The 25,593-nt window shown below is 59.4% G+C and carries 26 protein-coding genes and 1 tRNA gene; 13 read left to right on the forward strand and 14 right to left on the reverse strand.

Going from position 1 to position 25,593, the window contains the following annotated elements; all coding sequences use genetic code 11:
• Positions 1-33: 33 nt before the first annotated feature.
• On the reverse strand, positions 34-939 hold the full coding sequence (locus CYR32_RS17085) for a LysR family transcriptional regulator (RefSeq protein ID WP_101826360.1): 906 nt from the start codon (positions 937-939) through the stop codon (positions 34-36).
• Between the two features lie 124 nt (positions 940-1,063).
• Here CYR32_RS17085 and CYR32_RS17090 point away from each other — a divergent pair, with 124 nt between their 5' ends.
• The 6 genes from CYR32_RS17090 (at position 1,064) to tehB (ending at position 6,263) form a co-directional block, all read left to right on the forward strand.
• On the forward strand, positions 1,064-1,816 hold the full coding sequence (locus CYR32_RS17090) for an SDR family NAD(P)-dependent oxidoreductase (protein ID WP_101826361.1): 753 nt from the start codon (positions 1,064-1,066) through the stop codon (positions 1,814-1,816).
• Between the two features lie 346 nt (positions 1,817-2,162).
• Positions 2,163-3,479 (forward strand): CitMHS family transporter, encoded by a 1,317-nt coding sequence (locus CYR32_RS17095; protein ID WP_101826362.1) that lies wholly within the window; start codon positions 2,163-2,165, stop codon positions 3,477-3,479.
• A gap of 114 nt (positions 3,480-3,593) precedes the next feature.
• Positions 3,594-4,034 carry a peptidoglycan-binding protein LysM gene (gene lysM, locus CYR32_RS17100; RefSeq protein WP_101826363.1) on the forward strand — a complete coding sequence of 147 codons (441 nt, stop codon included), beginning with the start codon at positions 3,594-3,596 and terminating at the stop codon, positions 4,032-4,034.
• A gap of 522 nt (positions 4,035-4,556) precedes the next feature.
• A complete protein-coding gene (cspE, locus tag CYR32_RS17105) occupies positions 4,557-4,769 on the forward strand; it encodes a transcription antiterminator/RNA stability regulator CspE (RefSeq protein WP_101826364.1) in 213 nt (70 codons plus the stop codon).
• Between the two features lie 127 nt (positions 4,770-4,896).
• Positions 4,897-4,977, forward strand: a tRNA-Glu gene (locus CYR32_RS17110).
• 413 nt (positions 4,978-5,390) lie between these two features.
• Complete coding sequence (tehB, locus tag CYR32_RS17120; RefSeq protein ID WP_101826366.1) at positions 5,391-6,263, forward strand: SAM-dependent methyltransferase TehB; 873 nt, start codon at positions 5,391-5,393, stop codon at positions 6,261-6,263.
• A gap of 175 nt (positions 6,264-6,438) precedes the next feature.
• Here the strand turns inward: tehB and CYR32_RS17125 are convergent, their stop codons facing one another.
• Positions 6,439-7,761: a 6-phospho-alpha-glucosidase gene (locus CYR32_RS17125; protein ID WP_101826367.1), complete on the reverse strand. Its 1,323-nt coding sequence runs from the start codon at positions 7,759-7,761 to the stop codon at positions 6,439-6,441.
• The gene (locus CYR32_RS17130) at positions 7,758-9,374 is read right to left on the reverse strand and encodes an alpha-glucoside-specific PTS transporter subunit IIBC (protein ID WP_165698267.1); all 1,617 of its coding nucleotides are present in this window, start codon (positions 9,372-9,374) and stop codon (positions 7,758-7,760) included. Before CYR32_RS17130 ends, CYR32_RS17125 begins: the two co-directional genes overlap by 4 nt.
• A gap of 219 nt (positions 9,375-9,593) precedes the next feature.
• On the opposite strand from CYR32_RS17130, the gene CYR32_RS17135 reads away from it, so the two are divergent.
• Entirely contained in the window at positions 9,594-10,328 is a 735-nt protein-coding gene (locus tag CYR32_RS17135; RefSeq protein WP_101826369.1) for a GntR family transcriptional regulator, read from the forward strand.
• A gap of 47 nt (positions 10,329-10,375) precedes the next feature.
• Here CYR32_RS17135 and CYR32_RS17140 read toward each other — a convergent pair whose 3' ends face one another.
• Positions 10,376-10,699: a hypothetical protein gene (locus CYR32_RS17140; RefSeq protein ID WP_101826370.1), complete on the reverse strand. Its 324-nt coding sequence runs from the start codon at positions 10,697-10,699 to the stop codon at positions 10,376-10,378.
• A 352-nt stretch (positions 10,700-11,051) separates the two neighbouring features.
• On the opposite strand from CYR32_RS17140, the gene CYR32_RS17145 reads away from it, so the two are divergent.
• Positions 11,052-11,984: an ROK family protein gene (locus CYR32_RS17145; protein ID WP_101826371.1), complete on the forward strand. Its 933-nt coding sequence runs from the start codon at positions 11,052-11,054 to the stop codon at positions 11,982-11,984.
• Between the two features lie 73 nt (positions 11,985-12,057).
• Complete coding sequence (locus tag CYR32_RS17150) at positions 12,058-13,455, forward strand: sugar porter family MFS transporter (protein ID WP_165698268.1); 1,398 nt, start codon at positions 12,058-12,060, stop codon at positions 13,453-13,455.
• Between the two features lie 45 nt (positions 13,456-13,500).
• Here the strand turns inward: CYR32_RS17150 and CYR32_RS17155 are convergent, their stop codons facing one another.
• The 9 genes from CYR32_RS17155 to CYR32_RS17195 form a co-directional block, all read right to left on the reverse strand.
• Positions 13,501-14,547, reverse strand: a complete 1,047-nt coding sequence (locus tag CYR32_RS17155) for an NAD(P)-dependent alcohol dehydrogenase (protein WP_101826373.1) — start codon at positions 14,545-14,547, stop codon at positions 13,501-13,503.
• 106 nt (positions 14,548-14,653) lie between these two features.
• Positions 14,654-14,881, reverse strand: coding sequence for a tautomerase family protein (locus CYR32_RS17160; RefSeq protein WP_101826374.1), 228 nt, complete (start codon positions 14,879-14,881; stop codon positions 14,654-14,656).
• A gap of 105 nt (positions 14,882-14,986) precedes the next feature.
• Positions 14,987-16,375 (reverse strand): aldehyde dehydrogenase family protein, encoded by a 1,389-nt coding sequence (locus CYR32_RS17165; protein ID WP_101826375.1) that lies wholly within the window; start codon positions 16,373-16,375, stop codon positions 14,987-14,989.
• Positions 16,376-16,518: 143 nt separating this feature from the next.
• Positions 16,519-16,938, reverse strand: a complete 420-nt coding sequence (locus CYR32_RS17170) for a type II toxin-antitoxin system VapC family toxin (RefSeq protein WP_101826376.1) — start codon at positions 16,936-16,938, stop codon at positions 16,519-16,521.
• Positions 16,935-17,165, reverse strand: a complete 231-nt coding sequence (vapB, locus tag CYR32_RS17175; protein WP_101826377.1) for a type II toxin-antitoxin system VapB family antitoxin — start codon at positions 17,163-17,165, stop codon at positions 16,935-16,937. Before vapB ends, CYR32_RS17170 begins: the two co-directional genes overlap by 4 nt.
• A 163-nt stretch (positions 17,166-17,328) precedes the next feature.
• Positions 17,329-18,330, reverse strand: coding sequence for a transketolase family protein (locus tag CYR32_RS17180; RefSeq protein WP_101826378.1), 1,002 nt, complete (start codon positions 18,328-18,330; stop codon positions 17,329-17,331).
• Complete coding sequence (locus CYR32_RS17185; protein ID WP_101826379.1) at positions 18,327-19,196, reverse strand: transketolase; 870 nt, start codon at positions 19,194-19,196, stop codon at positions 18,327-18,329. The genes CYR32_RS17180 and CYR32_RS17185 overlap by 4 nt, the downstream gene beginning before the upstream one ends.
• Before the next feature lie 13 nt (positions 19,197-19,209).
• Positions 19,210-19,959, reverse strand: a complete 750-nt coding sequence (locus CYR32_RS17190; RefSeq protein WP_101826380.1) for an SDR family NAD(P)-dependent oxidoreductase — start codon at positions 19,957-19,959, stop codon at positions 19,210-19,212.
• A 31-nt stretch (positions 19,960-19,990) separates the two neighbouring features.
• Positions 19,991-21,322: an MFS transporter gene (locus tag CYR32_RS17195; protein WP_101826381.1), complete on the reverse strand. Its 1,332-nt coding sequence runs from the start codon at positions 21,320-21,322 to the stop codon at positions 19,991-19,993.
• Between the two features lie 289 nt (positions 21,323-21,611).
• Here CYR32_RS17195 and CYR32_RS17200 point away from each other — a divergent pair, with 289 nt between their 5' ends.
• Entirely contained in the window at positions 21,612-22,532 is a 921-nt protein-coding gene (locus CYR32_RS17200; RefSeq protein ID WP_101826382.1) for a LysR substrate-binding domain-containing protein, read from the forward strand.
• A 58-nt stretch (positions 22,533-22,590) separates the two neighbouring features.
• Here CYR32_RS17200 and CYR32_RS17205 read toward each other — a convergent pair whose 3' ends face one another.
• Positions 22,591-23,310: a pirin family protein gene (locus CYR32_RS17205; protein WP_101826383.1), complete on the reverse strand. Its 720-nt coding sequence runs from the start codon at positions 23,308-23,310 to the stop codon at positions 22,591-22,593.
• A 122-nt stretch (positions 23,311-23,432) separates the two neighbouring features.
• Between CYR32_RS17205 and CYR32_RS17210 the strand changes: the two genes are divergently transcribed.
• The 3 genes from CYR32_RS17210 (at position 23,433) to CYR32_RS17220 (ending at position 25,566) form a co-directional block, all read left to right on the forward strand.
• Positions 23,433-24,317: a LysR family transcriptional regulator gene (locus CYR32_RS17210; protein WP_101826399.1), complete on the forward strand. Its 885-nt coding sequence runs from the start codon at positions 23,433-23,435 to the stop codon at positions 24,315-24,317.
• A gap of 182 nt (positions 24,318-24,499) precedes the next feature.
• On the forward strand, positions 24,500-25,120 hold the full coding sequence (locus CYR32_RS17215) for a response regulator transcription factor (RefSeq protein WP_101826384.1): 621 nt from the start codon (positions 24,500-24,502) through the stop codon (positions 25,118-25,120).
• 38 nt (positions 25,121-25,158) lie between these two features.
• Entirely contained in the window at positions 25,159-25,566 is a 408-nt protein-coding gene (locus tag CYR32_RS17220; protein WP_101826385.1) for a hypothetical protein, read from the forward strand.
• Positions 25,567-25,593 lie beyond the last annotated feature (27 nt).

The following is a 25,593-nucleotide window of genomic DNA, read 5'->3' on the forward strand; positions in this document are numbered from 1 at the left end:
TGGTTGAGTCGATCGCCGGGGCAGGGCTTGGCGCTATTTCCCACTCAGCGCCTCGGCCGGAAATGCCGTGGCGAGGCAGTCGATCAATGCCCTCACGGCCGGGGGCAGGCCGCGCCGGGTGGTGAATACCAGGTGCACCCGCCCCGTCCGGCTGTGCCAGTCGGGCCAGAGGTGGATCAGTGACCCCTGCGCCAGTGCCTCGCGGCAGCTGTGGTCGGGCAGGAAAGCGATGCCCAGACCCTGGATCGCCGCCTTGCGCACGGCAGAGAAATCGCTGCAGGTCATGCGCGGCGCGTGGTGCAGGGCATAGGTTTCGCCACCCGTTGATTCCAGCTCCCAGAGGATCTCGCCCGGCTCGTCCTGGGTGCCGAGCGTCGGCAGGGCGGAGAGCGCGCTGATCGCCTCTTGCTGTTGCGCCGCCCACTGCGGCCCGGCCACCAGAATGCGCCGCGACTGGCCGATCGACCGCATAATCAGCTCCGCATCGCTGGTCAGTGCCGTGCGTACCCGCAGCGCCACATCAATCCGCTCTTCAATCAAATCCACCGCGCGATCGAGCGCAATCAGTTGCAGCCTGACCTTAGGGTAACGGCTGAGAAAGCCGGTGATGATGTCCGACACCACCTCCACCATGCCGGTCGGGCAGCTGAACCGCACCAGGCCGTGCGGTGCGTCCTGCGCCTCCGCCACGGCCGCTTCCGCCTGTTCCGCCTCCAGCAGCATCGCCCGGCAGCGCAGGTAGAACGCCTGCCCTACCTCCGTCACCCGGAAACGGCGGCTGGTGCGCTCAATCAGCCGCACCCCGAGGCGCGCCTCCAGCCCGGCAATGCGGCGGCTGAGTTTGGATTTCGGTTCATGCAGCGCGCGCCCGGCAGCGGCAAACCCGCCGTGGGTGACCACTTCAGCAAAGTAGCGGTAGTCATTCAGGTCAATACGCATTGGGCTCTCCATCGTTCACTTTATAGAACGATAGGTACCATTTTTGCTGACTTTTTGCACTATCGTTCCGGTGATAGGCTGTTTCTCAACAACCCGATAACCCCTGAAATCACGGAGAAACACAATGAACGCAACATTTTCCCAGAAAGTCGTGGTAGTGACCGGCGCAACCAGTGGTATTGGCCTGGCAACGGCGAAAGCCTTCGCCGATCAGGGGGCGGCGGTGTTTATCACCGGCCGCCGTGAAGAGACGCTGGCTGCCGCCGTGAAAGCGATCGGCGGTGATGTGACCGGCGTACAGGGGGATGTCAGCCGGCTCGCTGACCTTGACCGCCTGTATGACGCGGTGCAGCAGAAGCACAACCATATCGATGTGGTGGTCGCCAACGCCGGTGGCGGTGAATTTGCGGAGCTGGGCGCGATCACAGAGGCGCACTACCAGCAGACCTTTGATACCAACGTCAAGGGGGTGCTGTTCACGGTGCAGAAAGCGTTGCCGCTGCTGCGTGACGGCGGCGCGGTGGTGTTGACCTCGTCCACCACCAGCATTTCCGGCACCCCGGCGCTGAGCGTCTACTCCGCGACCAAGGCGGCGGTGCGCAGCTTCGCCCGCACCTGGATACTGGATCTCAAACCGCGCCGCATCCGGGTGAATGCCATCAGCCCCGGCGTCACCGAAACCAGCGGGCTGGACACGCTGTTCGGCGGCGGCGAGCAGGCCGCAGGCACCAAAGCCTGGCTGGCGGAGAGCATCCCGGCCGGGCGGGTCGGCCAGCCCGAAGAGATCGCGAATGCGGTACTGTTCCTGGCCTCGGACGCGGCAAGCTACATCAACGGCGTCGAGCTGTTCGTGGATGGCGGCCAGGTACAGATTTAACAAACCGGGGGCGGCCCCCCGTCTTTTATCCCCCTGGTTTGCAGCAGGCCGGCACCCCGCCGGCCTGGGTACGCTCCGCTGTTACTGACTTTTGATCCCCGTCACATTCCCTCGTCTGCGCTGCCGCTGTGTATGATCCGGCTCACCTTTTTTTGTTAAAAAAATATTAAGTCTCCAGTTATTGCATACGATGCTTAAAAGATATGTCAATTTAAAACAAGGGGTTAACCTTCCGATACATGCCTGCGGTGACAATAATCTCAAGATTATTTACATACATTTTCATAACAGAGCAGCTGTGCCCCGTTTCGCAGCGCGCTTTCACCACTGATAAGAGGGACTGACTTTGCTGACGATACTTGGTTTTTCAATGGTGACCTGCTTTATGTATCTCATCATGACGAAACGGATGTCAGCGCTGATTGCGCTGATCATTGTGCCGACCCTGTTCGCGTTGGCAGGCGGTTTTTACCACGGACTGGGCGAGATGATGTTAAACGGCGTCAAGGCACTGGCCCCTACCGGCGTGATGCTGACCTTCTCCATCCTCTATTTTGGGTTGATGATCGATGCCGGGCTGTTTGACCCGCTGGTGCGCGCTATTTTGCGGATCGTGCACGGTGACCCGCTGAAAGTGCTGGTGGGCACCGCCGTGCTGACTCTGCTGGTCTCCCTCGACGGTGACAGCTCCACGACTTATATGATTGCCGTGGCGGCATTCCTGCCGCTCTACCGCAAGCTCGGCATGAATGTGCTGGCGATGACCTGCCTGATTAACCTCGCCAGCGGCATCATGAACCTCTCCCCCTGGGGCGGGCCGACCGCCCGCGCGGCAGCGGCGCTGAACATCGATGCGCTGGATATTTTCATCCCGATGCTGCCGGCGATTTTCCTCGGCTGCGTCACGCTGGTGGGGCTGGCGATGCTGTTCGGCCTGCGCGAGCGCAAACGGCTGGGGGTGATGCGCTTCGACAACGCGCATTTCGGGACGATCGACCTCGGCTTTGGGGATGCCGAAGAGAATGAGGCCAACCGCCGCCCGCGCATGTTCTGGCCTAACTTTATCCTCACTACGGTGCTGCTGGTGCTGCTGGTCGTCGGGCTGCTGCCGATCCAGATCCTGTTTATGCTGGCGTTCGCGATTGCGGTGATGCTTAACTACCCGTCCCTGGAGCAGCAGAAAGCGCGCATCAGCGCCCATGCCGGTAACGTGCTGGCGGTGACCTCGCTGATTTTCGCCGCCGGGGTCTTTACCGGTATCCTCTCCGGCACCGGCATGGTGGACGCGATGGCGAAAAGCCTGCTGGCGATCATTCCCCACAGCTTCGGCCCCTATCTGGCAGTGTTTACTGCCATCGTCAGCCTGCCGTTCACCTTCTTTATGTCCAATGATGCATTTTACTTCGGCATCCTGCCGGTGATTGCGCAGACGGCGGCCAACTACGGCATTACGCCGGAGGAGATCGCCCGCGCCTCAATCATCGGCCAGCCGTTCCACCTGCTCAGCCCGCTGGTACCGTCAGTCTACCTGCTGGTGGGGCTGGCAAAAGTCGACATCGGCGACCATCAGCGTTTCGCCATTAAGTGGGGCATCCTGGTCAGCCTGGCACTGATGGCCGGCGGCCTGCTGTGCGGTGCCTTCCCGCTCTACCATGCCGGGTAAGGGCAGGGCAGAGGTCAGAATCTTCCGGAAAACGGCGCGGGTTTGCCGCGCCAACCGGAGAAAACATAAAATCTTTGCTACGGTTAATACTCGAGTCATAACAAGGAGCAAGGCATGGGACTGTTTGATTTTGTGAAAGATGCGGGTGAAAAACTGTGGGATGCGGTCAAAGGCAACGAGTCGCAGGCCAGCGAAGCCCTTAAGAAACACATCAATAAACTGAATCTGCCGGGCAGCGACAAAGTGGATGTAAAGGTCGACGGCAATAAAGCCGTGGTAACCGGTGACGGCCTGACCCAGGAGCAGAAAGAGAAGATCCTGGTGGCGGCGGGTAACGTGCACGGCATCAGCGAAGTGGATGACCAGGTGACCAGCGCCGCCAGCGAGCCGGCGTCGCAGTTCTACAACGTGGTCTCCGGCGACACGCTGAGCAAGATCTCCCAGAAAATGTACGGTGACGCGAACCAGTACAACAAGATTTTCGAGGCCAACCGGCCGATGCTCTCCAGCCCGGACAAGATTTACCCGGGCCAGAAGCTGCGTATCCCGGCCTGATCCTGCCTGTCAGCGCCCCGGCCAGCCGGGGCGTTGACCTTTCCCGTGGTTTATCAATTTTGGCTCAAACCTTTTGCTTATCCGCCTAATAGTTACAACATACATATAACAATTCACAACAATATTTCTTTTTCAGCCACGGAGAACACATTTTTGCCTGGTAATGTAACATTTCACTTTGCGCCTTCCCGGTGCGCCGTCCGCCGGAAAGCGCTGGACAGGGCAGGTGTTAGCCTGGGCAAAATAATGAACAGCGCGGCATGCCCTGGCATTTTATCGCGCTATTTAAGGGGAAAATAAATAGCGCTTGCTAATGCCTGTTAATTATGTGTAAATAGCGTTCTCGGTTTGTGGTAAAGATTTTTGAAAGCAGTTTTAAACAAGTGATTCTCCGTCTTAGCGATATCTTCAGATACCCCTTCTTCAGCGAAATTTCTTCTTTTAGCGCCCCATAAATTCTCACTAAAAAAACAGACCTTCTTCGCCTCTATGGCGGCCTAAAAAAACAGAAAGGAAATGTCTATGTCTACTAAAATGACGGGTTCAGTAAAATGGTTCGACGCGGGTAAAGGTTTTGGTTTTATTTCTCCGGCTGACGGCAGCAAAGATGTGTTCGTGCACTTCTCTGCCATCCAGAGCAATGATTTCAAAACCCTGGAAGAGAACCAGCGTGTTGAATTCAGCATCGAACAGGGTGCGAAAGGCCCTTCAGCCGTGAACGTCGTCGCGCTGTAAGCCAAAAAAGCAGGGCACAATTAACGTGCAATCGCGATGATGGGTTTCCCGGAGCAGCCACGTTTCCCCGCCTTGCCTTATTCACCCCGGCCTGTTATTTACCACACGGTGCCGGGGTGAAGAAAATACGTCATTAGCTCAGTTGGAAGAGCGGCAACCCTATTTCACAGGTTGGCAGTCCGGGGTTCGAACCCTCGATGACGGTCCACATTTTCTGTTATTTCCTGTTTATCATTATTGACCCACAGCAAAGCCTGTTTATTTCCTTTTATTCATGCGCACGTTTTGCTGCCGGAAATAAAAAACACCCCGTGAGCCTTTGGCCGCGGGGTGTTTTTTTTATGCGTAATCAGAAATAAAAAAGCGATCGGGCTATTTGCGCACATGCGGCCGCGACCAGCCTATTCAGCCATCGGTGCCGTAAAGGCTTTGGGCAGGGTGAGGTCAAGGTTTTTGGTATCCAGGGGCGTGATAATAGGAATAGTTAACAGTGATGGCAGTAATATCATCCTGTCACAGGCGGCAGGCTTCACCCCCCCGGTGTTGAAGCGAAATAACAGGCAGATAGCGTTATGCTGCCTCTCTGTTGCCTGACCCGTTACCAGATTCCATGAGGCATTCATGAACGACAACGCGTTGATTTGCTATAAAACCCTGCCGGTCTGGCACCATGACACGCTGCCTGCCGCGTTTCAGCAGCAGCACAATACACAGCCGGGCACCTGGGCGCAGCTGACCATCCTGAAGGGCACGCTGGAGTTTGCCCTGCTCACCGGGCAGGGCGAGGTGACGGCGCAGTTCACCGTTGACCGGGACCACCCGCCGCCGCGCATCGCGCCGCAGCAGTGGCACCGCATTGTGTCATTCAGCCCGGATATTGCCTGCCAATTGGCGTTCTACTGTGAACCGGCGGCTTACTTCCATAAAAAATATCAGCTGACGCTGCCCCACTCCGAGGTGATTAACGCGGCCGGGCGCGTTCCACCGGGGCGGGCGCTGGATCTGGGCTGCGGCAACGGCCGCAACGTGCTCTACCTGCAACAGCGGGGGTTTACCGTTGAAGGGTGGGACAGGCACGCCGACAGCCTGGCAAACCTGCAAAAGATCGTAACGGCTGAGAACCTGGCAGGTATCACGCTGGCGCAGCATGACCTGAACGACGTCAGCATTCAGGGGCAGTACGATTTTATCTTGTCGACGGTGGTGATGATGTTCCTGCAACCGGCAAGCATTGCGCCGCTGTTACAGCAGATGCAGCAGGCCACCGCGCCGGGCGGGGTTAACCTGATCGTGGCGGCGATGGACAGCGAAGACTACCCCTGCGTAATGCCATTCCCGTTCACCTTCCGGGCCGGGGAGCTGCGTGATGCCTACGCAGGCTGGGAGATCCTGAAATACAATGAGAACCCCGGCGCGCTGCATAAAACTGATGAGCGGGGGGAACGGATAAAACTGCGCTTCGCCACGCTGCTGGCGCGCAAGGGGCGCGGGTAAAGGTAAGGCAAACGAAAGCGAAACGACAAAAAGCGGCCTGAGCGGTATTCCTTAACTTAACGCTATTTCTCGCGGCGTGGAAAGGTTGAAAATCACCGGTTTGATGGGCGCGGCGACTTATACAAAACACGGGGTGAACAACAGGCCGGCATCAGAACGATGCCGGCCCGCAGACTTACCCTAGTTGCGGCCAGTACTCTTTATTGGCCTCAATTAAGTCATCAAGGAGCGCTTTTGCGACAGAGGCGCTCGGCACCGTTTTCGACAGGGTGATGGCCTGCCACAGTTTCAGGTATGACCCCTGCTCCCAGGCATCAACCACCAGTTTTTCCACCGCCACCTGCTGGCTCATCAGCCCTTTCTGGAAATGCGGGATAGTGCCTACCGTCAGCGGCTCCGGGCCGTTTTTCCCCACCAGACAGGGGATCTCCACCATCGCGTCGGCATCGAAATTGGCGATAGCGCCGTTGTTCGGCACGATCAGCAGCATGCGCTGTTGCGTGTTGAAGGCGATGGCGGCGGCCAGGTCGACGATATACGAGGCGTGCTCATCGATTTCCAGCTCCCCGGCGGCGGAATGCCCCGCCTCGATAATGGCACGGCAAGCACTGAACACGTGCTTCTCCCGGTGATCCATCACCTCGTTTGCCCGCGTGCGCTCAGGATTGGCGTGCGCGACGACATAATCCGGGAAAAGGTAATATTTCAGATAGGTATTGGGCAACGTCGCCGGGTCCAGCGCCTGCACATCCTTCGCTTTGGCGAAGGTGTCGTTCCAGCTCGCTTCCGTATGGGCGTCATTTGACGGGGGAATATACCCGTGTTCAGACACATACCGGCGCAGCGCGGGCATCAAATCGTTGCCTTCCCTGTCCTCTACCGAATGCCACCAGCCAAAGTGGTTCAGCCCGTAATAGCGGGTGATCATCTGTTTGCGGTCTTGCAGGCCGAGGATCTGGGCCATGCGCCCTTCAATGCCAATCGGCATATCGCAGATATTGAGGATTTTAGCCGTCGGGCGCAGCCGCCGCGTCGCTTCCGCGACAATCGCCGCCGGGTTGGAGTAGTTCAGCATCCAGGCATCCGGCGACCAGGTCTGCATATAATCCACCAGTTCCAGCACGCCGCCGATGGATCGCATCCCGTAGGCGATACCGCCCGGCCCACAGGTTTCCTGGCCGACCACGCCGTGCCGCAGCGGGATCTTCTCGTCTTTTTCGCGCATCGGGTATTTGCCCACGCGAATATGCGCCATCACAAAATCGACATCGCTGAACGCGGTTTGCGGGTCGGTGGTGTAACAAAAATCGATGTCCGGTGCCTGTTCACGCAGGATGATTTTACAGGCTTCGGCAATCGTCTCCTGGCGCGCGCCGTCGTTGTCATAAAACTTCAGTGCCCGTAACGGCAGGCGATCCTGATTGGCGAGTAACATCAACACGATGCCGGGTGTAAAGGTGCTGCCGCCGCCGGCAATAACAACTGAGAATTTTTTCATGATATGACCTCTGTCATGGGGGAGGGTTGGTGTGATAAAGGGGCTTTCATCAGGTTTTCCAGCTGATCGCGCACCAGGGGAACGTGCAGGCCGACAATTACCTGAATGGCATTGCCGCGCCGCACGACGCCATGCGCGCCCAGGGCTTTAAACACATCGTCGCTTTGGGTTTTCGCCATATCGGCCAGCGTGATACGCAGCCGCGTGGCGCAGTTATTGACGCTTTCAATATTCGCCGCGCCGCCCAGCGCATGCAGGAAACCGGCGGCCTGCCCTGTTTTGGCCTCTGCGGCGGCAGGCGTCCGGCCCTGCGACGCTTTGTAATCGGCTTTGCTGTAGAGTTTGATGTCGCTCTCTTCACGGCCGGGGGTTTTCAGGTTGAAGCGCAGGATTAACGTGCGGAAAACCACAAACCATATCGCGGTGAAAGAGAGGCCGATGCCGAGCTGAATAAACATCACCGACGCGTGGTGATGGAACAGGGGCATCCAGTTGAGGGGTAAAAACTCATTCAGCAACCCGCCGCCGAACATACCGACGACGCCTGCCATATACATGATGGCGGTCATGGTGGCCGCTAACAGGGCGTGAATAACAAACAGAAACGGTGCGATAAATAAGAAGGTGAACTCCAGCGGTTCAGTAATGCCGACCAGAATAGCGGTCAGGGTAGCCGGGATTAATAACCCGGCGACTTTCACCCGGTTTTGCGGCGCGGCTGTGTAATAGATCGCCAGCGCAATTCCCGGTGCGCCAAAGACTTTGGAATTACCGTGCATCGCAAAACCGCCCGCCGGGAAGAGATCTTTTAATGGCTGCGTGCTCTGGCTAAATTCATTGATATGCTGAACCCAGTAGGGCTGTAATCCGCCTTCAATCACCGCCGGGCCAAAAATAAAGGGGCCATAAACGAAATGGTGCAAACCTGTGGGAATTAACAGCCGCTCAAGCAGCGTATAGATCCAGACGCCCAGCGCCCCCGCGCCGCTTAAGAACGATTGCAGCGACCCAATCGCCACCTGCACCTTCGGCCAGCCCAGGAGCGTCAGCCATGCGCAAGGCAGCATAACGAAAAAGGCAACGATCACCACAAAAGAGGTGCCCTGGAAAATGCCGAGGAAAACCGGCAGGGGCTTATCATAAAAACGGTTATGGAGGGCCGTTACGAGGCCGGAAATAACAATGGCACCAATAATGCTGGTATCCAGCGTTTTAATCCCGGCGATCATCGCCAGGCCGCTCCCTGCTACCGGTTCGCTGTTAAAATTAACGTGGAAAAAATCCCCCCAGACCATGCCCATCGCGCCGATAAAATAGTTCCAGGTAAGAAAGGAAATTAAGACGGCGAGGCAGGCCCGGCCATGCGCCTGTTTAGCCAGACCCAGCGGCAGGCCCACGGCGAAAATAAGCGGCATATTACGAAAGACCGCCCAGCCGCCTTCTTCAATAATCTTGACGATCTGAAAAAACAGGCTGTCGGGGCGCGTCAGCGACCCGCCAATAAACAGGGGGTTTTGCAGCATAATGGCAATACCCACGACCATACCGGCAAACGGAAACAGCAAAACAGGGGTAAACATCGCGCCCCCAAAACGTTGTATTTGACTGAGCATTTTTACATCCTCATAAAACAACACATGTAGGGTGAAGGGTTTTTTTAGTAATACTGCTGAAGGGAGAATAGAGAGCCGGGCTTCCGGCAACATGGCGCGCCGCTGCGAACCGTGATCGCATTCATGGTTTTATTTTGCGCACTCAGGTCTACTTTTCTTAAATAAGCTGGACATGTTCAGCGGCATTATCCCTGTTCACAGGCACAGAGAGATCTACAGATGATCTATAAATCCATTGCAGAACGGTTACGCCTGCGGCTGAACTCGTCGGATTACAACATTGGCAGCCCGCTGCCCGGCGAGAAAACCCTGGCGCAGGAGTTTGGCGTGGCGCGGATGACCATCCGTAAGGCGGTGGATTTGCTGGTAGGCTGGGGATTGGTGGTGCGCCGCCATGGCAGCGGAACCTTTGTGGCGCGTAAGGATGTCCATCACGAAACCACCAACCTTACCGGCTTTGTGGAGGTGATGCGCCAGCAAGGGAAAAACGTTTCCAGCAAGGTGCTGGTGTTTGAACTGATGCCCGCGCCGCCCGCCATCGCCAGCCAGCTGCGCATCCAGGTTAACGAGCGGATCTACTTTTCGCGGCGCATACGCTTTGTGGACGGCAAACCGCTGATGCTGGAGGACAGTTATATGCCGGTGAAACTGTTCCGGAACCTGTCGCTGGTGCATCTCGAGGGGTCAAAATTTGATTATATTGAGAAGGAGTGCGGGATTACCATCAGCGGCAACTATGAAAGCCTGACGCCGATCCTGGCGGATAAACAGCTCGCCGGCTTTATCAATGTGCCTGAAAACACGCCGCTGCTGCGGATCACCTCACTTTCCTATAGCGACAGCGGCGTGTTTCTTAATTATTCCGTGATGTTCCGTAATACCCGCGATTATCAGGTGGATTACCACCTGCACCGCATCCGCCCGGAGGCATTGCTCACCCATTCCCCGGAATGAGCGCTTCCCATGCGCTTTTCCGGCATGTGGGGATAGGGCGATTCAGCCTAGTGGCGCTCACTCTCCCCCGGGTGTTGGCTCTCCTGCCAGTGCGCCTCGCAGCGGGTAATGGCGTCGCTCACCAGGTCACGCAGCGCGGCGGCGCTGTCGCTGTAGCCGTAATCCATCACGGAGCTTGCCTCCTGCTTCTCCTGCTCAGCGGCCAGGCTGATGCGCTCCTCGCTCTCTACCCAGCCGCTGCCGGTGCTTTGCCGCTCAAACAGCAGCGCATACTCCGGGGTCTGGTTATCTGACCCGTAAATCTCATATTTGTGGGTAGGGTGTTCATCTTCCCCGATCAGCAGGGTCTCAATCAGACGTACAGATTTCATCGGCAACTCCTTGGTTAAAGGGTTAAGTGTAGCAACCCTGAGGAAAAGGCCGGGGTTAATGCGGGCCTGGCCGCTGCCGCGCCTGCGTTTTACCCGGCAGCATGGCCTTTTCTGCGTAATTCCCCCGCTGACTGATAAGCGCTGTTAATTAATCATTGCGCCTTATTTTTACGGGTTTTATTTACGCTGCCCGTTTTTCTGATTTCACTTTTTATAGGGATAAATTTCAGGCTAAATAGCGGGGATAACAATAGAGGTTATATCGGCACTGCCTGACCCGGTTACACCGGGAAATAAGGGCAGGCCGCTTGCGATTATTCTTAATACCTGCCTGTAGGCGACTGGGGAAAATATGGTTACAGAAAAAGAGGGCGGGGTGCGCGCCGGGATTGATCTGGGCGGCACCGGCACCCGCATCGTCATCATGGAAAATCAGCAGCAGATTGCGGTGGCCGCTATGCCCACCGCGCTGTTTGACAGCGTGCCGGACGCAATGCGCAGCGGGCGGCTGGCCCAAAAAGTCCGTGAATTACTCCCGGCCGGTAAGCGGCTTATCAGCCTCGGCATCGGGGCCAGCGGCCCGGTAAATAACCAGACCGGTATTATCGAAAATAATGACACGCTGGCCGCTTTTTCCTATTTCCCGCTGGTGGAGCAGATGCAACAGCATCTCGGCGTGCCGGTAAATATTGATAATGACGCCGTGGCCGCCGCCCTCGGGGAATATTACCTGGGGGCGGGCCGGGGCAGCCAGCGTCTGCTGATGGTGACGCTCGGCACCGGGGTCGGCGTCGCGCTGCTGGACAACGGCAAACCCTGGCGCACGGCATCGGGGGCGCACCCGGAAGCGGGGCACATCCCGGTTGGCGGGGATTCGCCGCCCTGTTATTGCGGGCTGGAGGGGTGCTGGGAAAGCCTGGCGGCGCGCAGCTGGCTGCAAAAAGCGCTGCACGCCACCTGGCGGGACGAGCCCTATGACGATCTGGCCCTGCCGTACTATCAGCAGCGGTGTGAGGCTGACCCGGACGTCGCCGGGATTTTTGCGCGCTATGGCCGCCATGTCGGGCGCGGCCTGAACAGCCTGCTGACGCTATACGGCCCCGACATCACCCTGTTGAGCGGGAGCGCCGCCCACTTCTACCCGCTGTTCCAGCCGGGCATGGCCTCCGCCCTGAGCCGCGCTGCCGGGTATGCCGTCAATAAACAGATTCTGCCCTCCCAGCTGGGGGATTCCGCCGGGGCATTGGGTGCCGCACTGTTATACCGGCTGGAACGGGCAGCGTGATCGGCCCCTTCCTGAACCCTGTATCCGGAAAATATACCGTGATTGGAAAACGCGAATGTTATCGGGGAATACGATGAAAACCTCCTACCACACCGGCCACCGCCTCACGGCCGCGATCTACCTTTCCATTATGATCTCCGCCATCGGCGGCATTATTTTTGGCTATGACACCGGCATTATCGGTGGCGCGGTCACTTTTATCGGTCAGCAGTTTGCCATCAGCAGCGTGATGCAGGGGGTGATCGTCAGCGCCTCATTGCTGGGCGGCATGCTGGGGGCGCTGGCCGCCGGGCCGCTGGCGGACCGCTACGGCCGGAGAGGGATTCTCTGCCTCTCCGGGCTGTTCTTTGCCGCGGGCGCGCTGGCCTCCGCCCTGACCTCGGATGTCAGCATTCTGATTGGTGCCCGGATCCTGCTGGGCAGCGGGGTAGGGGCCTCCTCGGTGCTGATCCCGGTCTATATTGCGGAACTGGCCCCGGCGCGCATCCGCGGCGCGCTGGTCACCTCTTACCAGCTGTTAATCACGGTGGGCATCCTGCTGGCCTATGGGGTGAACTCGTTGGCTGAGCCGCTGGCGGAGTGGCGCATCCCACTGACCATCGCCGCGCTGTTTGGCCTGATGCTGGCGGTGGGCGTGCTGTTTGTGGCTGAATCCCCGCGCTGGCTGATCGCCATGCGCCGGGAAGCCGCGGCGCGCCGCGCGTTGCAGAGGCTGCGCGGCGTGGAAGAGGTCGGCCATGAGCTGCGTGACATCGCGGCGCTGGACGCCTCAGAACGGGAAGTCGTGGGCTGGCGCGAACTGCTGGCCGGGCCGGTGCGCCCGATGCTGATCATCGGCATGTTGATCGCCTTTTTCTCCAACGCCTGCGGCATCAATCTGGTGATCTACTTCGCCCCGCAGATTTTGCAGCTCAGCGGGTTTGACAGCGCCGCCGCCTGGCTGGCGACCATCGGCCTTGGGGTAGTGAACGTGCTGTTTACGGTGGTGGGTATGCTGCTGGTGGACAGGCTCGGCCGCCGCCCGCTGCTGCTCGCCGGGGCCGTGGGGCTGACGCTGAGTATGCTGGTGCTGGCGGTGCTCTTCTCGGTGCCGCCGTTCCCGTACAGCCACTGGCTGGCCTTCTTCTCCCTGGTGTTTTACATCGTGATGTATGCCGTCAGCCCGGGGATTCTGGGGTTCCTGATTATTTCGGAGATCTCACCGCTCCGCGCGCGGGCCAAGGTCACCAGCCTGTCGATCTTTATCATTTTCGCCACCAATCTGGTGATTGCGCTGGTCTCCCTGCCGATGCTGGCAGAGCTGGGGGCCGCGGTGACGTTCTGGATCTTCACGGCAATTTGCGCCGGGTTTGTGGTGTTCAGTGCGTTTGTGCCGGAAACCAAAGGCAAGAGTCTGGAAGAGGTAGAGCGCTATTTCCGTGAACGGTATGACCAGAAGCAGCGGACGCTGCGGGCAGGAAGGGCGTTATAACCGCCGTAAAAAAGAACGCTGCGCCCTGGGGCGCAGCGTGGGGGATCAGGCGGAGAGGGACGCCATGTCGATCACGAAACGGTAACGCACGTCAGAACGCTCCATACGCTCGAAGGCTTCGTTGATCTGGTCGATATTGATAATTTCACACTCCGGCAGGATGTTTTTACGGCCGCAGAAATCCAGCATCTCCTGGGTTTCTTTGATGCCGCCAATCAGCGACCCGGCCAGGCGACGGCGGCCAAACACCATCGGGAAGGTGTTCTGCTCGTCGATCGGGCCAATCTGGCCGACCATCACCATGGTACCGTCCACATCCAGCAGCGGCATGTACAGGGAAACGTCATGGCGCACCGGGATGCTGTCGATGATCACATCAAAGCTGTTTTGCGCCTGCTGCATCGCCTGCTCATCGGTGGAGATCAGGTAGTGATCGGCACCCAGCGCGCGTGCGTCGTCCGCTTTGGCTGCACTGCGGCCAATCACGGTCACGGTCGCGCCCATACCGGCGGCCAGTTTTACCGCCATGTGGCCAAGGCCACCCAGGCCGACCACGGCCACACGGCTGCCCGGGCCGACGCCCCAAGTGCGCAGCGGGGAGTAGGTGGTGATACCGGCGCACAGCAGCGGGGCCACTTTGGAAAGCTCCAGCGTCTCCGGCACGGAGAGCACGAACTCTTCACGTACCACCAGGTGCTTGGAGTAACCGCCCTGGGTCACTTCCTGGGTGATGCGGTCATGACCGGCGTAGGTCGGGGTCATGCCTTCGCGGCAGAACTGCTCTTCGCCCTGGCGGCACTGGTCACAGGTCTGGCAGGAGTCCACCATACAGCCCACGGCGACCAGGTCACCGGTTTTATAGCGCGTCACGCCTGCGCCGACGTCGGTCACACGGCCGACAATCTCATGGCCCGGCACCATCGGGTACATCCCCATGCCCCAGTCGTTACGGGCCTGGTGCAGGTCAGAGTGGCAGACGCCACAGAACAGAATTTCCATTGCCACGTCGTTGTCACGCAGTGCGCGACGCTCGAAGGAGAAAGGAACCAGCGGTGCGCCCGCTTTCAGTGCGGCATAGCCCTGGGTTTTCATTGTTTACCACCTCTTGATGTAAAAAAGAAAACGGACACCGTCGCGGCGCCCGTATACAGCGTAATGTAAAGATCGGGTTTATGCCTGCCCATCGGGCAGGCAGGCATCACAGGGTGTAGCCCGGTTTTTTATAGATCTTGTCCGGGCAGCCGATGATTTCAGGGCGGTAGACCGTCTCCGCCCACTGCTCCATCGGTACCTCTTCAAATGCCACAGAGACTTCGTCTTCGGTGGAGCCGAGATGCTGCTGGACGCTCTGGGAGATGGCGTCCGTCAGGGCGCGTTTCTGCTCTTCGGTTTTACCGGGCACCAGTTTAACCAGTACATGGGGCATTTTTTCTCTCCTTTAACACAGGCTTTGCCAAGTATAGGCAATCGCGGGGATACCGCTACGCAGCCTAAACAGAATGCCGTGATGAGGATTATTCATTTATGCGGTTCAGCGGCGGTTTTTCCACACGGTCTGGATGTTGCAGAACTCATGCAGGCCGAAGTGGGAGAGTTCGCGGCCGAAACCGCTCTTCTTCACGCCGCCGAACGCCACGCGCGGGTCACTGGCGCTGTAGCCGTTGATGAACACGCCGCCGCACTCCAGCGCGGCCGCCATCTGTTCCGCGCGCGCCACATCCTGCGTGTAGATCGTCGCCATCAGGCCATAGTCGCTGTCATTGGCCAGCGCCAGCGCGTGGTCAGCGTCCCGCGCCACGCTGATGGCGGCCACCGGGCCGAACAGCTCCTGGCGGAAGGCGGTCATCGCCGGGGTGACGTCGCCCAGCACGGTCGGCAGGTAGTAGTTGCCTGCCCCGGACAGTTTGTCACCGCCGAGCAGCAGCGTCGCACCCTGCGCCAGGGAGTCCTGCACCTGGTTATGCAGCTCGTCGCGCAGGTCATAACGCGCCATCGGCCCGACGTAGTTCTCCGCCTCGCGCGGGCTGCCCATAGCAATGGCGCGCACCGCCTCAACAAATTTTTCCGTGAAGCGATCGGCAATCCCGGCTTCGACGATAAAGCGCTTGGCCGCCGCACAGACCTGGCCGCTGTTCTGGTAACGCCCGGCCACGGCGGCTTTCACCGCTTCCTCCAGATCGGCATCGTTCAGCACGATAAAGGGATCGGAACCGCCCAGCTCCAGCACGCATTTTTTCAGCGCCGCGCCCGCCTGGGCCGCAATCGCGCTGCCGGCGCGGCCGCTGCCGGTGACCATCACCGCCGCGATGCGCGGGTGGTTGATGATACGGCTGACGCCCGCATTGGTGGCGTTAAGCTGGGTAAACAGGTGCGCCGGGAAACCGGCATGCAGGAAGATGTTCTCAATCAGTTGCGCACTGCCCAGCACGTTCGGCGCATGTTTCAGCACATAGCTGTTACCCGCCAGCAGGCTCGGCACCGCACCGCGCAGCACCTGCCACAGCGGGAAGTTCCACGGCATCACCGCCAGCAGCGGGCCGAGCGGGCGGTATTCAATCACCGCGTTCTGGTTTTCCACTGCGGTCGGCTCGGTCGCCAGCATTGCCGGGCCGTGTTCCGCATACCAGTCGCAGAGCGCGGCAGATTTCTCCACTTCCGCGCGTGCCTGTTTCACCGGCTTGCCCATCTCATCGGTGATCATCAGCGCCATCGGCTCCGCATGGGCGCGCAGGCTCGCGGCCAGGTCACGCAGCTTTTGCGCACGCGCGGCCACCGGCAGGGTGCGCCACTGCTGGTAAGCGAGGTAGTTCGCCTCAACCGCCTGATCGATCTGCGCATCGGTGGCAAAAGGGTAAGCGGCAATCCGCTCGCCGTTCGCAGGGTTAACAGAAAATGCGTGGGTATCAGAAGACATTTGCATGATTCGGCTCGCTCCGGTTATGAGATGAACCTACTGTAGATCTGATTGTTGTTCTTTTGTAGTGAATAATAGTGAACGGGTTGTTCTCTGGTGGGGAATGCCCGGAGCAGAGCGAAAGGCAAAGGCGATCTCATGCCGGTTTTTTACTCGTTGCTCCAGTCCTCCAGCATCAGCCCGGATACACGTGCAAATTCACGCGTATTGTTTGTCACCAGAATGGCACCCGCCGCGATGGCATGGCCCGCAATCGCGGTATCATTCGGGCCGATAGGTGTCCCCGCTGCAGCCAACGCGACTTTTATTGCTGTCGTCGCATCGACCGCTGCGCGATCCCAGGCCAGTACATCGTCCAGTCGGGCGCAGAACGCATTAACCAATTGCGCATGGCGTGGCGAGGCTTTTTTACCTGCAGCCCCAAAGCGCATTTCGGCATAGGTGATGGCTGACACCACGATGCGGTGACGGCGATGCGCAGCCTGTTCGAGATGGTTCAGGAGGGTTGCCGGCTGCTCACGCATAATAAAAGAACAGATATTGGTATCGAGCATGTAAATCCGGCTCATAGCTCAACACGGCCCTCATCGCTGATCACATCCTCGCGCTCTGTCATAAAATCTGCGTCAGCGCGCTGTTCCTGGGCAAACGATCCCCAACTTGGCCGGAGTGGCCGCAGAATGATCGTGTCACCCTCTCGGATGATTTCAAGTTCATTGATGCCTTCGAAATCCATATCGCGGGGAAGGCGGATAGCCCGGTTACTGCCATTTTTAAACACAGAAACGGTCCTCATATTCTCTCCTGATTTACAACCCTGCACGGTATGCACAGGCATATGTCTAGTATATGCTCAAAAATAACCCTTGCCTATAGTCTGCAGGTGCCGTGTGGCTGTTCTCCCCCGAATACAAAAGGCCACGCGCTTTTCAGCGCATGGCCTTGATTAAAAATAAAAATTAACCCAGCCGCTGTTTGATTCTCGCGACCATGCGGGCGGTGGAGAGGCCGTAGCGGTCGTGCAGGGTGGGCAGGGCGCCGGCATCGAGGAACGCATCGGGTAGGGCGAGGGTGTCGAAATCCGCCCAGACTTTGTTGCGCATCAGCAAGGCGGCCACCGCCTCGCCCAGCCCGCCGACCTGGGTGTGGTTCTCGGCCGTCAGCACCAGCCGCCCCGGTTTGGCGGCCTGCTCAAGGATCGTTTTCTCATCCAGCGGTTTGATGGTCGGCACATGCAGCACCGCCACGCTGACGTTATCTTTGCGCAGCGTCTCCGCCGCGTCCAGCGCGCGCATGGTCATGATGCCGGAGGCGATAATCAGCACATCGTTGCCCTCCTCCAGCAGCCGTGCTTTGCCGATCTCAAACCGGTAGTCGTACTTGTTCAGCACCACCGGCACTTTGCCGCGCAGCAGGCGCATATAGACCGGCCCCGGGTGGGCGGCGATCGCCGGCACCGCCTGTTCGATCTCCAGCGCGTCGCAGGGGTCGATAATTGTCATGCCCGGCACGCCGCGCATGATCGCCAGATCCTCGGTGGCCTGGTGGCTGGGGCCGTACCCGGTGGTCAGGCCGGGCAGCGCGGCGCAGATTTTCACATTCAGGTTCTCTTCCGCAATCACCTGATGGATAAAGTCATAGGCGCGGCGCGTGGCGAACACGGCGTAGGTGGTCACGAACGGCACAAAGCCCTCTTTGGCCATGCCGCCCGCCGCCCCCATCAGCAGCTGCTCCGCCATCCCCATCTGGAAAAACCGTTCCGGGAAGGCCTGGGCGAAAATGTGCAGATCGGTGTATTTCGACAGATCCGCTGTCATGCCGACAATCTCCGGGTGCTGCTTCGCCAGCTGCACCAGCGCATGGCCGAACGGCGCGGCGCGCGTCTCCTGCCCCTCCTCGGCAATCGAGGCGATCATCGCCGAGGTGGTCAGGCGGGGTTTGGTCTGGGTGGTCTGGCTCATGAGTGCGCTCCTGTCGGGGGGGTGGCATCCAGCACCGCGAGGGCTTTTTGCCATTCGTCGGCATCAACGCGGATAAAGTGGTTCTTGTCACGGGTCTCGAGGAACGGCACCCCTTTGCCCATCAGGGTGTCGCACAGGATCACCCGCGGCTGCTTCTCCGGGTACTGTTTGGCGTTATCAAACGCCTGCATCACCGCGGGCAGGTCATTACCGTTGACGCGCTGCACATACCAGCCGAACGAGGCCCACTTCTCCTCCAGCGGTTCAAAGCCCAGGATCTTGCGCGAATCGCCGTCCGCCTGCTGGCGGTTGATGTCCACCACGTTGATCAGGTTGCCCAGCCCGTAGTGCGCGGCCGAGAGCGCCGCTTCCCAGACCGCGCCCTCATCCAGCTCGCCGTCTGACATGGAGTTAATCACCCAGGAGGCGCTGCGCTTCTGGCGCAGCCCCAGCGCCATGCCGACGGCAATGGTCAGCCCCTGGCCGAGTGAGCCGCCGGAGATCTCCATGCCGGGGGTGTAGGTCGCCATGCCGGACATCGGCAGGCGGCTGTCGTCAAAGCCGTAGGTCTCCAGCTCCGCTTCAGGGATGATGCCCGCCTCAATCAGCGCGGCATAACAGGCGATGGCGTAATGGCCGTGGGAGAGCAGGAAACGGTCGCGCCCCTCCCACTCCGGCTCTTCCGGGCGGCAGGTCATGGCGTGGCAGAACGCCGCCGCCAGCACATCCGCGTACCCCAGCGCCTGGCCGATGTAGCCCTGGCCCTGGACTTCCCCCATCCGCAGGGCGTAACGGCGGATGCGCCAGGCGGAGGCCGCCACGCGCTCGATGTCGGTCACGGGGTGTTCGGTGTCAATCTGGGACATGGGTCAGCCTCACTTAGTGGATTAACATGCCGCCGTTCACGTCCAGCGTGATCCCGGTGGAGTAAGAGGAGAGATCGCTGCCAAGGAACAGCGCCGCGCGCGCCACATCCTGCGCGTCGCCCAGGCGGTTAAGCGGGATGCCCGCCAGGATCGACTGCTTCATTTCATCGGAGAGTTTGCCGGCGGTGATGTCTGTCTGGATCAGCCCCGGCGCGATGCAGTTCACCCGGATGTGATCAGGGCCGAACTCACGCGCCATCGCCCGTGCCAGCCCCAGCACCCCGGCCTTGGCCGCGCTGTAGTGCGGGCCGCCGAAAATGCCGCCGCCGCGCTGGGCTGAGACGGACGAGATGCAGACAATGCTGCCGGACTGCTGCTCGCGCATCGCCGGGAGCACCGCCTGGGACATCAGCAGGGTGCCGCGCAAACTGACGTCCAGCACCGCGTCGTAGTTGCCGCGCTTGATGTCGAGGGTTTTGATCGGCTGGGTGATCCCGGCGTTGTTCACCAGAATATCGATGCGGCCGTAGCGGCCCAGCACCTGCTCAATGGCGGCATTCACCTGGCCTTCATCTGCGACGTTCGCCATCAGCCCCAGGTGCTGGTCGCCCAGCGCGGCGGCGGCGCTCCGGCTGGCTTCGGCGTCCAGGTCGATAATCACCACGCTGGCACCCTGCTGTGCAAAAAGGGTGGCGGTGGCAAAACCCAGGCCGCGTGGGGAGGCCGCGCCGGTGATCACGGCGACTTTATCTTTCAACAACATAATTACGCTCCGGATAAAAAGAGAGAACGGGTTATTTCGGTTCGTCGAGGGTGAAAATAATCAGCAGCCCTATCGCGGCGCAGATGCCGAAGTAGATAAAGACCGCGTTGAAGCCGCCGGTATAGTCCAGCAGGAAACCGGCAACCATCGGGGAGACAAAGCCGCCGAGGTTACCGCCGCTGTTAATGATCGAGGCGGCGATGGGGTAGGTTTTGCTGTCCGCCACGGCCATGCCGTAGGCGGTGAAGGCGGGCCAGCCGATATTCAGGCAGAAGCCGACGAAGAACAGCCCGGTGCAGACGGCGAACGTATCGCCGGGGATGTTGAGCATGATCAGCATCATCACCACGGTGGTCACGGCGGTGAAAATCATGGTGGGTTTCCTGCGGCGGCCGAGCAGCTTGTCTGAGATAAAGCCGCCGGTGATCGCCCCGGCGAAGCCGCCGATGCACGGCATACTTGCCACCAGCCCCATGCTGATAAAGGTGAAGCCTTTCTCTTTCACCAGGTAGAGCGGGATCCAGGTCAGCAGGCCGTAAAGCACACTCACCATCATGAAGTAGGCCAGGCAGTCCCCCAGAATATTGCGCGAGGTAAACAGCCCTTTGACGGTGGCCACCGGGGCCAGCGCCCGGACGCGGATCAATTTGTCCAGCAGGGCGAAGCGGGGCGCGAGCACGATGTTCTGGCGCGAGGTGCTGCTTTTCGCCTTATCAGCATTGATAAATTCCTGCTCCGCCTCCGACACAAAGCGGCTCTCCGAGGGGCGGGTTCTCACCAGCAGGTACCACAGCGCGGCCGCAATCAGCCCCGGGATGGCGAAGGAGAAAAAGACCCAGCGCCAGCCCCAGGTCACGGCGATCCACACCGCCAGCGGCGGCACAATGATCGGCGCGAACATGGTGGCCGCAATAAAGACGCCGGTGGCGGTGGCCTTCTCTTTGGCCGGGAACCAGTTATTGATGGTGGAAGTCAGCCCCACCGGGCAGGGGCCTTCCGTCAGCCCCAGCCCGAGGCGGATACACTTCAGCCCCAGCACGGAGCCGGCAGTGCCCATCAGCCAGGTGAAGGCGGAGAAGCCCAGCACCGACAGCGCCACCAGCCCGCGGATGCCCTTTTTGGCAATAAAAAAACCGGCCGGGATCTGGCTTAGCGAATAGCCCAGGAAAAACATACTGGCGATGGCCCCCGCCTCGAAATTATTGATATGGAACTCATCAATAATAAAAGGCAGCACGGCTCCGATATTGGTGCGGTCAGCGTAATTAATGGCGTAGACGATAAAAATCAGCGACAGCACAACAAAGCGGTAATTGCTTTTTTTAATAGGGATGTAGGCAGCGGCTTGTTCTATGCGAGACATGATTTACCTCTTAATAAGAACAACAATTTTTATGATTATCGGGTGCGGATAATTGGCTTGGGTTTGAATATAACGGCATTGCGGCAAAACAGAAGTTAAGGAATCTCATTTATAGCTGAGAAAAATTTGAGGCATGACCGGCGTCATAAAAACAGATCAAAAGCAAGTAAGCGGCTGATTTGTGCACCAGTTCACACTCTGGTGGACAGCAGGCGACTTTTTCCCATAAAAACAATCACAATGCCTGCCAGCCTTTTTACACAGTGCGTGCCAGAGAACGGAGCAGACCATGCCGGCCAATGACAAAAAAAACCTTCCGCTCCCTTCGTTGCGGAATATTCAGTCCTTTCTGGAGGTGGCCAATGCGCTGAGTATCAATGCGGCGGCGGAGCACCTGAATATTACCCCCTCGGCCGTGAGCCACCAGATCGCCAGCCTGGAAAAATTCATCGGGAAAAAACTTTTTATCCGCAGTGGGAAAGGGGTAATACTCACCAAAACTGCGGAGAAATATTTAAAAGAGGTGTCGGGGGCGATGAGTATTATCGGCCGCGCCACCGATCAGGTGATTAATGATATTAACCAGGAGACGTTACGGGTGCATTCGTCACCCTCATTCGGGCTGATCTGGCTGATGAAGCGGCTGGGGGCGTTCCGCGAACAGCACCCGGAAATCACCATTAACCTCTCCTGCTCCTATGAGAACCTGCAATTTTCGCGCGACAACATCGACATCGACATCCGGCACGGCATCCCCGACTGGGACGCCTACCGGGTGATGACCATCAAAAATGACCGGGTGACGGTGCTCGCCTCGCCGGACTACCTGCGCCAGCACCCCCTCGCCACCCCGCACGATCTGCTGGGCTGCGAGCTGATCCACTCCACCAGCACCCTGCTGAACTGGGACAAATGGTTCGAGTACCACAATATTCCGCGTTATGCGCTGCCCTATGGGCTGAGCTTTGACCGGTCATACATGAGTTTTGAGGCGGCGAAGATGGGGCTGGGCGTGATTCTGGAGAGCGCGATGCTGAGCCAGGGCTACGTGCGGGACGGCCTGCTGGTGCCGGTGTTCGGCCAGGATTTCAGCCTGCCGGTAAACGCGCACCATCTGGTGATGCCGCACAGCAACGAGCGCAGCGCCAAGGTCAGAACGTTTATCGACTGGGTAGAAGCGGAGTTGCAGGAGGGCGGGTTCCGGCTCTGAACGCCGGGCATAAAAAAGCCACCCGCTTTTCAGCGGGTGGCCGGGTACAGCTCAATGCTTACGGGTGATTCACTTCCAGCGGGCGCAGGTCAAACAGCAGCACTTCTGCCTGGTCGCCGCTGCTGAAGGTCAGGGATTCTTCCTCCCGGACGCGCGCGCCGTCACCGGCGTTGAAGGTAATGCCGTTGATGTTCACACTGCCGCTCGCCACATGGATGTAGGCGTAGCGGTTCTGCCCGAGCGCGAAGGTCTGCTGCTCGTCGCCGTCAAACAGCCCGGCATAGATTTTCACATCCTGGCGTACCCGCAGCGCGCCGTTGTCACCGTCCGGCGAGATGATCAGGCGCAGCTGCCCGCGTTTGTCACTTTCCGGCACCGTGACCTGCTGGTAGCCCGGCGTGGTGTTCTTCTCATCCGGCACGATCCAGATTTGCAGGAAGTGCACGCCCTCGCTGCTGGAGTGGTTGAACTCGCTGTGCGTCACGCCTGACCCGGCGCTCATCAGCTGCACATCCCCAGGGACAATCACCGAGCCGGTGCCCATCGAGTCTTTGTGCGCCAGCGCCCCTTCCAGCACATAGGAGATGATCTCCATGTTGTTGTGGGCATGGGCACCGAAGCCGCGGGACGGCGCAACCCGGTCATCATTAATCACCAGCAGGTCGGAGAAACCGGTCTGTTTCGGGTCCCAGTAACCGGCGAACGAAAAGGTGTGGTACGAGTTCAGCCAGCCGTGATTACCCTGGCCACGTTGTTCAGACAGTCTTTGCTCGATCATGGTGCTCTCCTTAGGGATGGGGTGAAAGGCGGTTGCCCTTCCTATGGGGAACAAGTATACGTAAACTGTTTTGCCCAACAATCGGCTGGAATGACAATCACTGTCACAATCAGGTGGACAATGTGCAGATAGAAGACCTTCGTATTTTTATCACGGTGATCCGGGCGGGCAGCTTCACGGCGGCGGCGGAGCAGCTGTTGCTGTCGAAACAGTATGTCAGCCGCCGGATGGCGGCGCTGGAGGCGTCACTGGGCGCGCGGCTGCTGATCCGCAACACCCGCAAACTCTCGGTGACGGAGGCCGGGCAGGTATTCGGCCAGCACGCGCAGCGCATTCTGGAGGACATTCACGAGGCGGAGCAGGCGGTGAGCGAGCGCCGCCGGGCGTTGCAGGGCACCTTCCGCATCAGCATGCCGATGTCCTTCGGCATGAGCCACCTTTCGCCGCTGATTGCGGAGTTCCTGAGCCTGCACCCGGCGGTGCGGTTCCAGGTTGAGCTGGGGGACAGGCAGGTTGACCTGATCGGCGAGGGGTTTGACATCGCGATCCGCATCGGCACGCTGGCGGACTCCACGCTGATCGCCCGCCGCCTTGGCCGGCTCAGCCGGGTGATCTGCGCCAGCCCCGCCTACCTGAAGCGCGCCGGGGAACCGCGCACCCCGGAGGATCTGCTGGCGCACGCCTGCCTGCGCTACGGCCGGGAAGGGCAGACAGGCTGGGAGCTGTTGCAGGAGGGAAAACGCAAAATGCTGGATGTGCAGGGGCCGATCATCAGCAACAACGGGGAGGTGCTGCGGGACGCCGCCATCGCCGGGCTGGGGCTGGTGCTGCTGCCCGAATTCATTGTCGGCCCGGCGCTGGCGCGGGGTGAGCTGCTGCCGGTGCTGGCCCCCTTCCACCCCGCACCGCTGAGCCTGAACGCGCTCTACTCCCAGCACCGCCAGCGCAGCGAAGTCACCCGCGTTTTCCTCTCTTTCCTGGAGGAGCGGCTCAAGGCGGGGGAGTGAAGGCTGACCCTGGCATTTTGCTCAATTATTCACGAAATAAATCATTCGCTAATTATGTCCATATTAATTAATGTAAAGTCATAATATTCTACTAAATCAATCTGGTGGTACCGGTTCATGATCTCGGTAATTCTGGCTGGGTGGCCTGTAGGTAACCCTTACAGCAAAAACAGGACTTAACGATGGATCAGATAGTGTATGTGGTCGATGATGATGCCTCTGTCAGGCGCTCGCTGGTGAGCCTGCTGGAGTCTGAAGCGTACCAGGTCGTTGATTTCGCCTCTGCCCGCGAGTTTCTCGCGCACCCGCTCAGCCCACAGCCCAGTTGCCTGATCCTCGATATGAACATGCCGGTCGCTGATGGGTTTGAAGTGGCCGAGACGCTGCACAATAACGGCTACACCCTGCCGATTATTTTCCTGACCGGCTTCGGCACGATCCCGATGTCTGTCAAAGCGATGAAAGCCGGGGCGCATGAGTTTCTGACCAAGCCGGTGATGGCCGACCAGCTGCTGCACGCCGTGGCGGAAGGGTTACAGCTGGCGGAGAAAAATTTAACGCAGGCCCAGGAGCAGCAGGCGCTGCGGCAGCGGCACCAGTCCCTGACGCCGCGTGAGTGTGAGGTGCTGGAGCTGGCGATCGGCGGCCTGTTGAACAAACAGATCGCCAACGCGCTGGGGGTGAGTGAGATCACCGCCAAAGTGCATAAGCGCCGTGTTATGGAAAAAATGCAGGCGCGCTCGCTGGCCGATCTGGTCAGGGCGGCGGAGCGGCTGCACATTTTGAAATCCCAGAGCCGTTAACCCGTAACTGCAAGGCGTCCCTTGCCGAGGAGAAGCTGTTGAACACCCAGACCCCGTCCGACCCGCGCGCCCAATTGAGGGCGCTCTCCGCCGTGCTGCGCCGGCTGCATAAAACGCTGGTAGAGAATGAAATGGCCCACTTTGGCCCGGCGGGCAGCGCCTTTGACCAGCTGCAGCTGCTGACCAGCCACCCGCAATTTGCCTGGCTGCGCCAGATTTCAGAGATCCTGGTGGAGATAGATGAGCGGCTGGATGACAAAGAGCAGCCCGCAGACGCCGCCGCCGTGCAGGCCTACAAAACGCTGATTGAGCGGCAACTGACGCCCGATCCGGAAGCGCAGACCGAGTTCCAGCAGAAGTACCTCAGCGCCCTGCAAGACTCCCCCACTGTGGCGATGGCCCACGGTGAACTGCGCCGCCAGCTCGCCGCCCTGCCGGGTGCCTGATGCCCTTACGCCGCGGTGAGGCGGCGT

This window comes from Chimaeribacter coloradensis (genome assembly GCF_002858715.1).
Taxonomy (GTDB): Bacteria; Pseudomonadota; Gammaproteobacteria; order Enterobacterales; family Enterobacteriaceae; genus Chimaeribacter; species Chimaeribacter coloradensis.

Coding starts and splice junctions, on each gene's coding strand:
- CYR32_RS17085 (WP_101826360.1), bottom strand. CDS start 939: ATGCGTATTGACCTGAATGACTACCGCTACTTTGCTGAAGTGGTCACC.
- CYR32_RS17090 (WP_101826361.1), top strand. CDS start 1,064: ATGAACGCAACATTTTCCCAGAAAGTCGTGGTAGTGACCGGCGCAACC.
- lysM (WP_101826363.1), top strand. CDS start 3,594: ATGGGACTGTTTGATTTTGTGAAAGATGCGGGTGAAAAACTGTGGGAT.
- cspE (WP_101826364.1), top strand. CDS start 4,557: ATGTCTACTAAAATGACGGGTTCAGTAAAATGGTTCGACGCGGGTAAA.
- tehB (WP_101826366.1), top strand. CDS start 5,391: ATGAACGACAACGCGTTGATTTGCTATAAAACCCTGCCGGTCTGGCAC.
- CYR32_RS17125 (WP_101826367.1), bottom strand. CDS start 7,761: ATGAAAAAATTCTCAGTTGTTATTGCCGGCGGCGGCAGCACCTTTACA.
- CYR32_RS17130 (WP_165698267.1), bottom strand. CDS start 9,374: ATGCTCAGTCAAATACAACGTTTTGGGGGCGCGATGTTTACCCCTGTT.
- CYR32_RS17135 (WP_101826369.1), top strand. CDS start 9,594: ATGATCTATAAATCCATTGCAGAACGGTTACGCCTGCGGCTGAACTCG.
- CYR32_RS17140 (WP_101826370.1), bottom strand. CDS start 10,699: ATGAAATCTGTACGTCTGATTGAGACCCTGCTGATCGGGGAAGATGAA.
- CYR32_RS17145 (WP_101826371.1), top strand. CDS start 11,052: ATGGTTACAGAAAAAGAGGGCGGGGTGCGCGCCGGGATTGATCTGGGC.
- CYR32_RS17150 (WP_165698268.1), top strand. CDS start 12,058: ATGAAAACCTCCTACCACACCGGCCACCGCCTCACGGCCGCGATCTAC.
- CYR32_RS17155 (WP_101826373.1), bottom strand. CDS start 14,547: ATGAAAACCCAGGGCTATGCCGCACTGAAAGCGGGCGCACCGCTGGTT.
- CYR32_RS17160 (WP_101826374.1), bottom strand. CDS start 14,881: ATGCCCCATGTACTGGTTAAACTGGTGCCCGGTAAAACCGAAGAGCAG.
- CYR32_RS17165 (WP_101826375.1), bottom strand. CDS start 16,375: ATGCAAATGTCTTCTGATACCCACGCATTTTCTGTTAACCCTGCGAAC.
- CYR32_RS17170 (WP_101826376.1), bottom strand. CDS start 16,938: ATGAGCCGGATTTACATGCTCGATACCAATATCTGTTCTTTTATTATG.
- vapB (WP_101826377.1), bottom strand. CDS start 17,165: ATGAGGACCGTTTCTGTGTTTAAAAATGGCAGTAACCGGGCTATCCGC.
- CYR32_RS17180 (WP_101826378.1), bottom strand. CDS start 18,330: ATGAGCCAGACCACCCAGACCAAACCCCGCCTGACCACCTCGGCGATG.
- CYR32_RS17185 (WP_101826379.1), bottom strand. CDS start 19,196: ATGTCCCAGATTGACACCGAACACCCCGTGACCGACATCGAGCGCGTG.
- CYR32_RS17190 (WP_101826380.1), bottom strand. CDS start 19,959: ATGTTGTTGAAAGATAAAGTCGCCGTGATCACCGGCGCGGCCTCCCCA.
- CYR32_RS17195 (WP_101826381.1), bottom strand. CDS start 21,322: ATGTCTCGCATAGAACAAGCCGCTGCCTACATCCCTATTAAAAAAAGC.
- CYR32_RS17200 (WP_101826382.1), top strand. CDS start 21,612: ATGCCGGCCAATGACAAAAAAAACCTTCCGCTCCCTTCGTTGCGGAAT.
- CYR32_RS17205 (WP_101826383.1), bottom strand. CDS start 23,310: ATGATCGAGCAAAGACTGTCTGAACAACGTGGCCAGGGTAATCACGGC.
- CYR32_RS17215 (WP_101826384.1), top strand. CDS start 24,500: ATGGATCAGATAGTGTATGTGGTCGATGATGATGCCTCTGTCAGGCGC.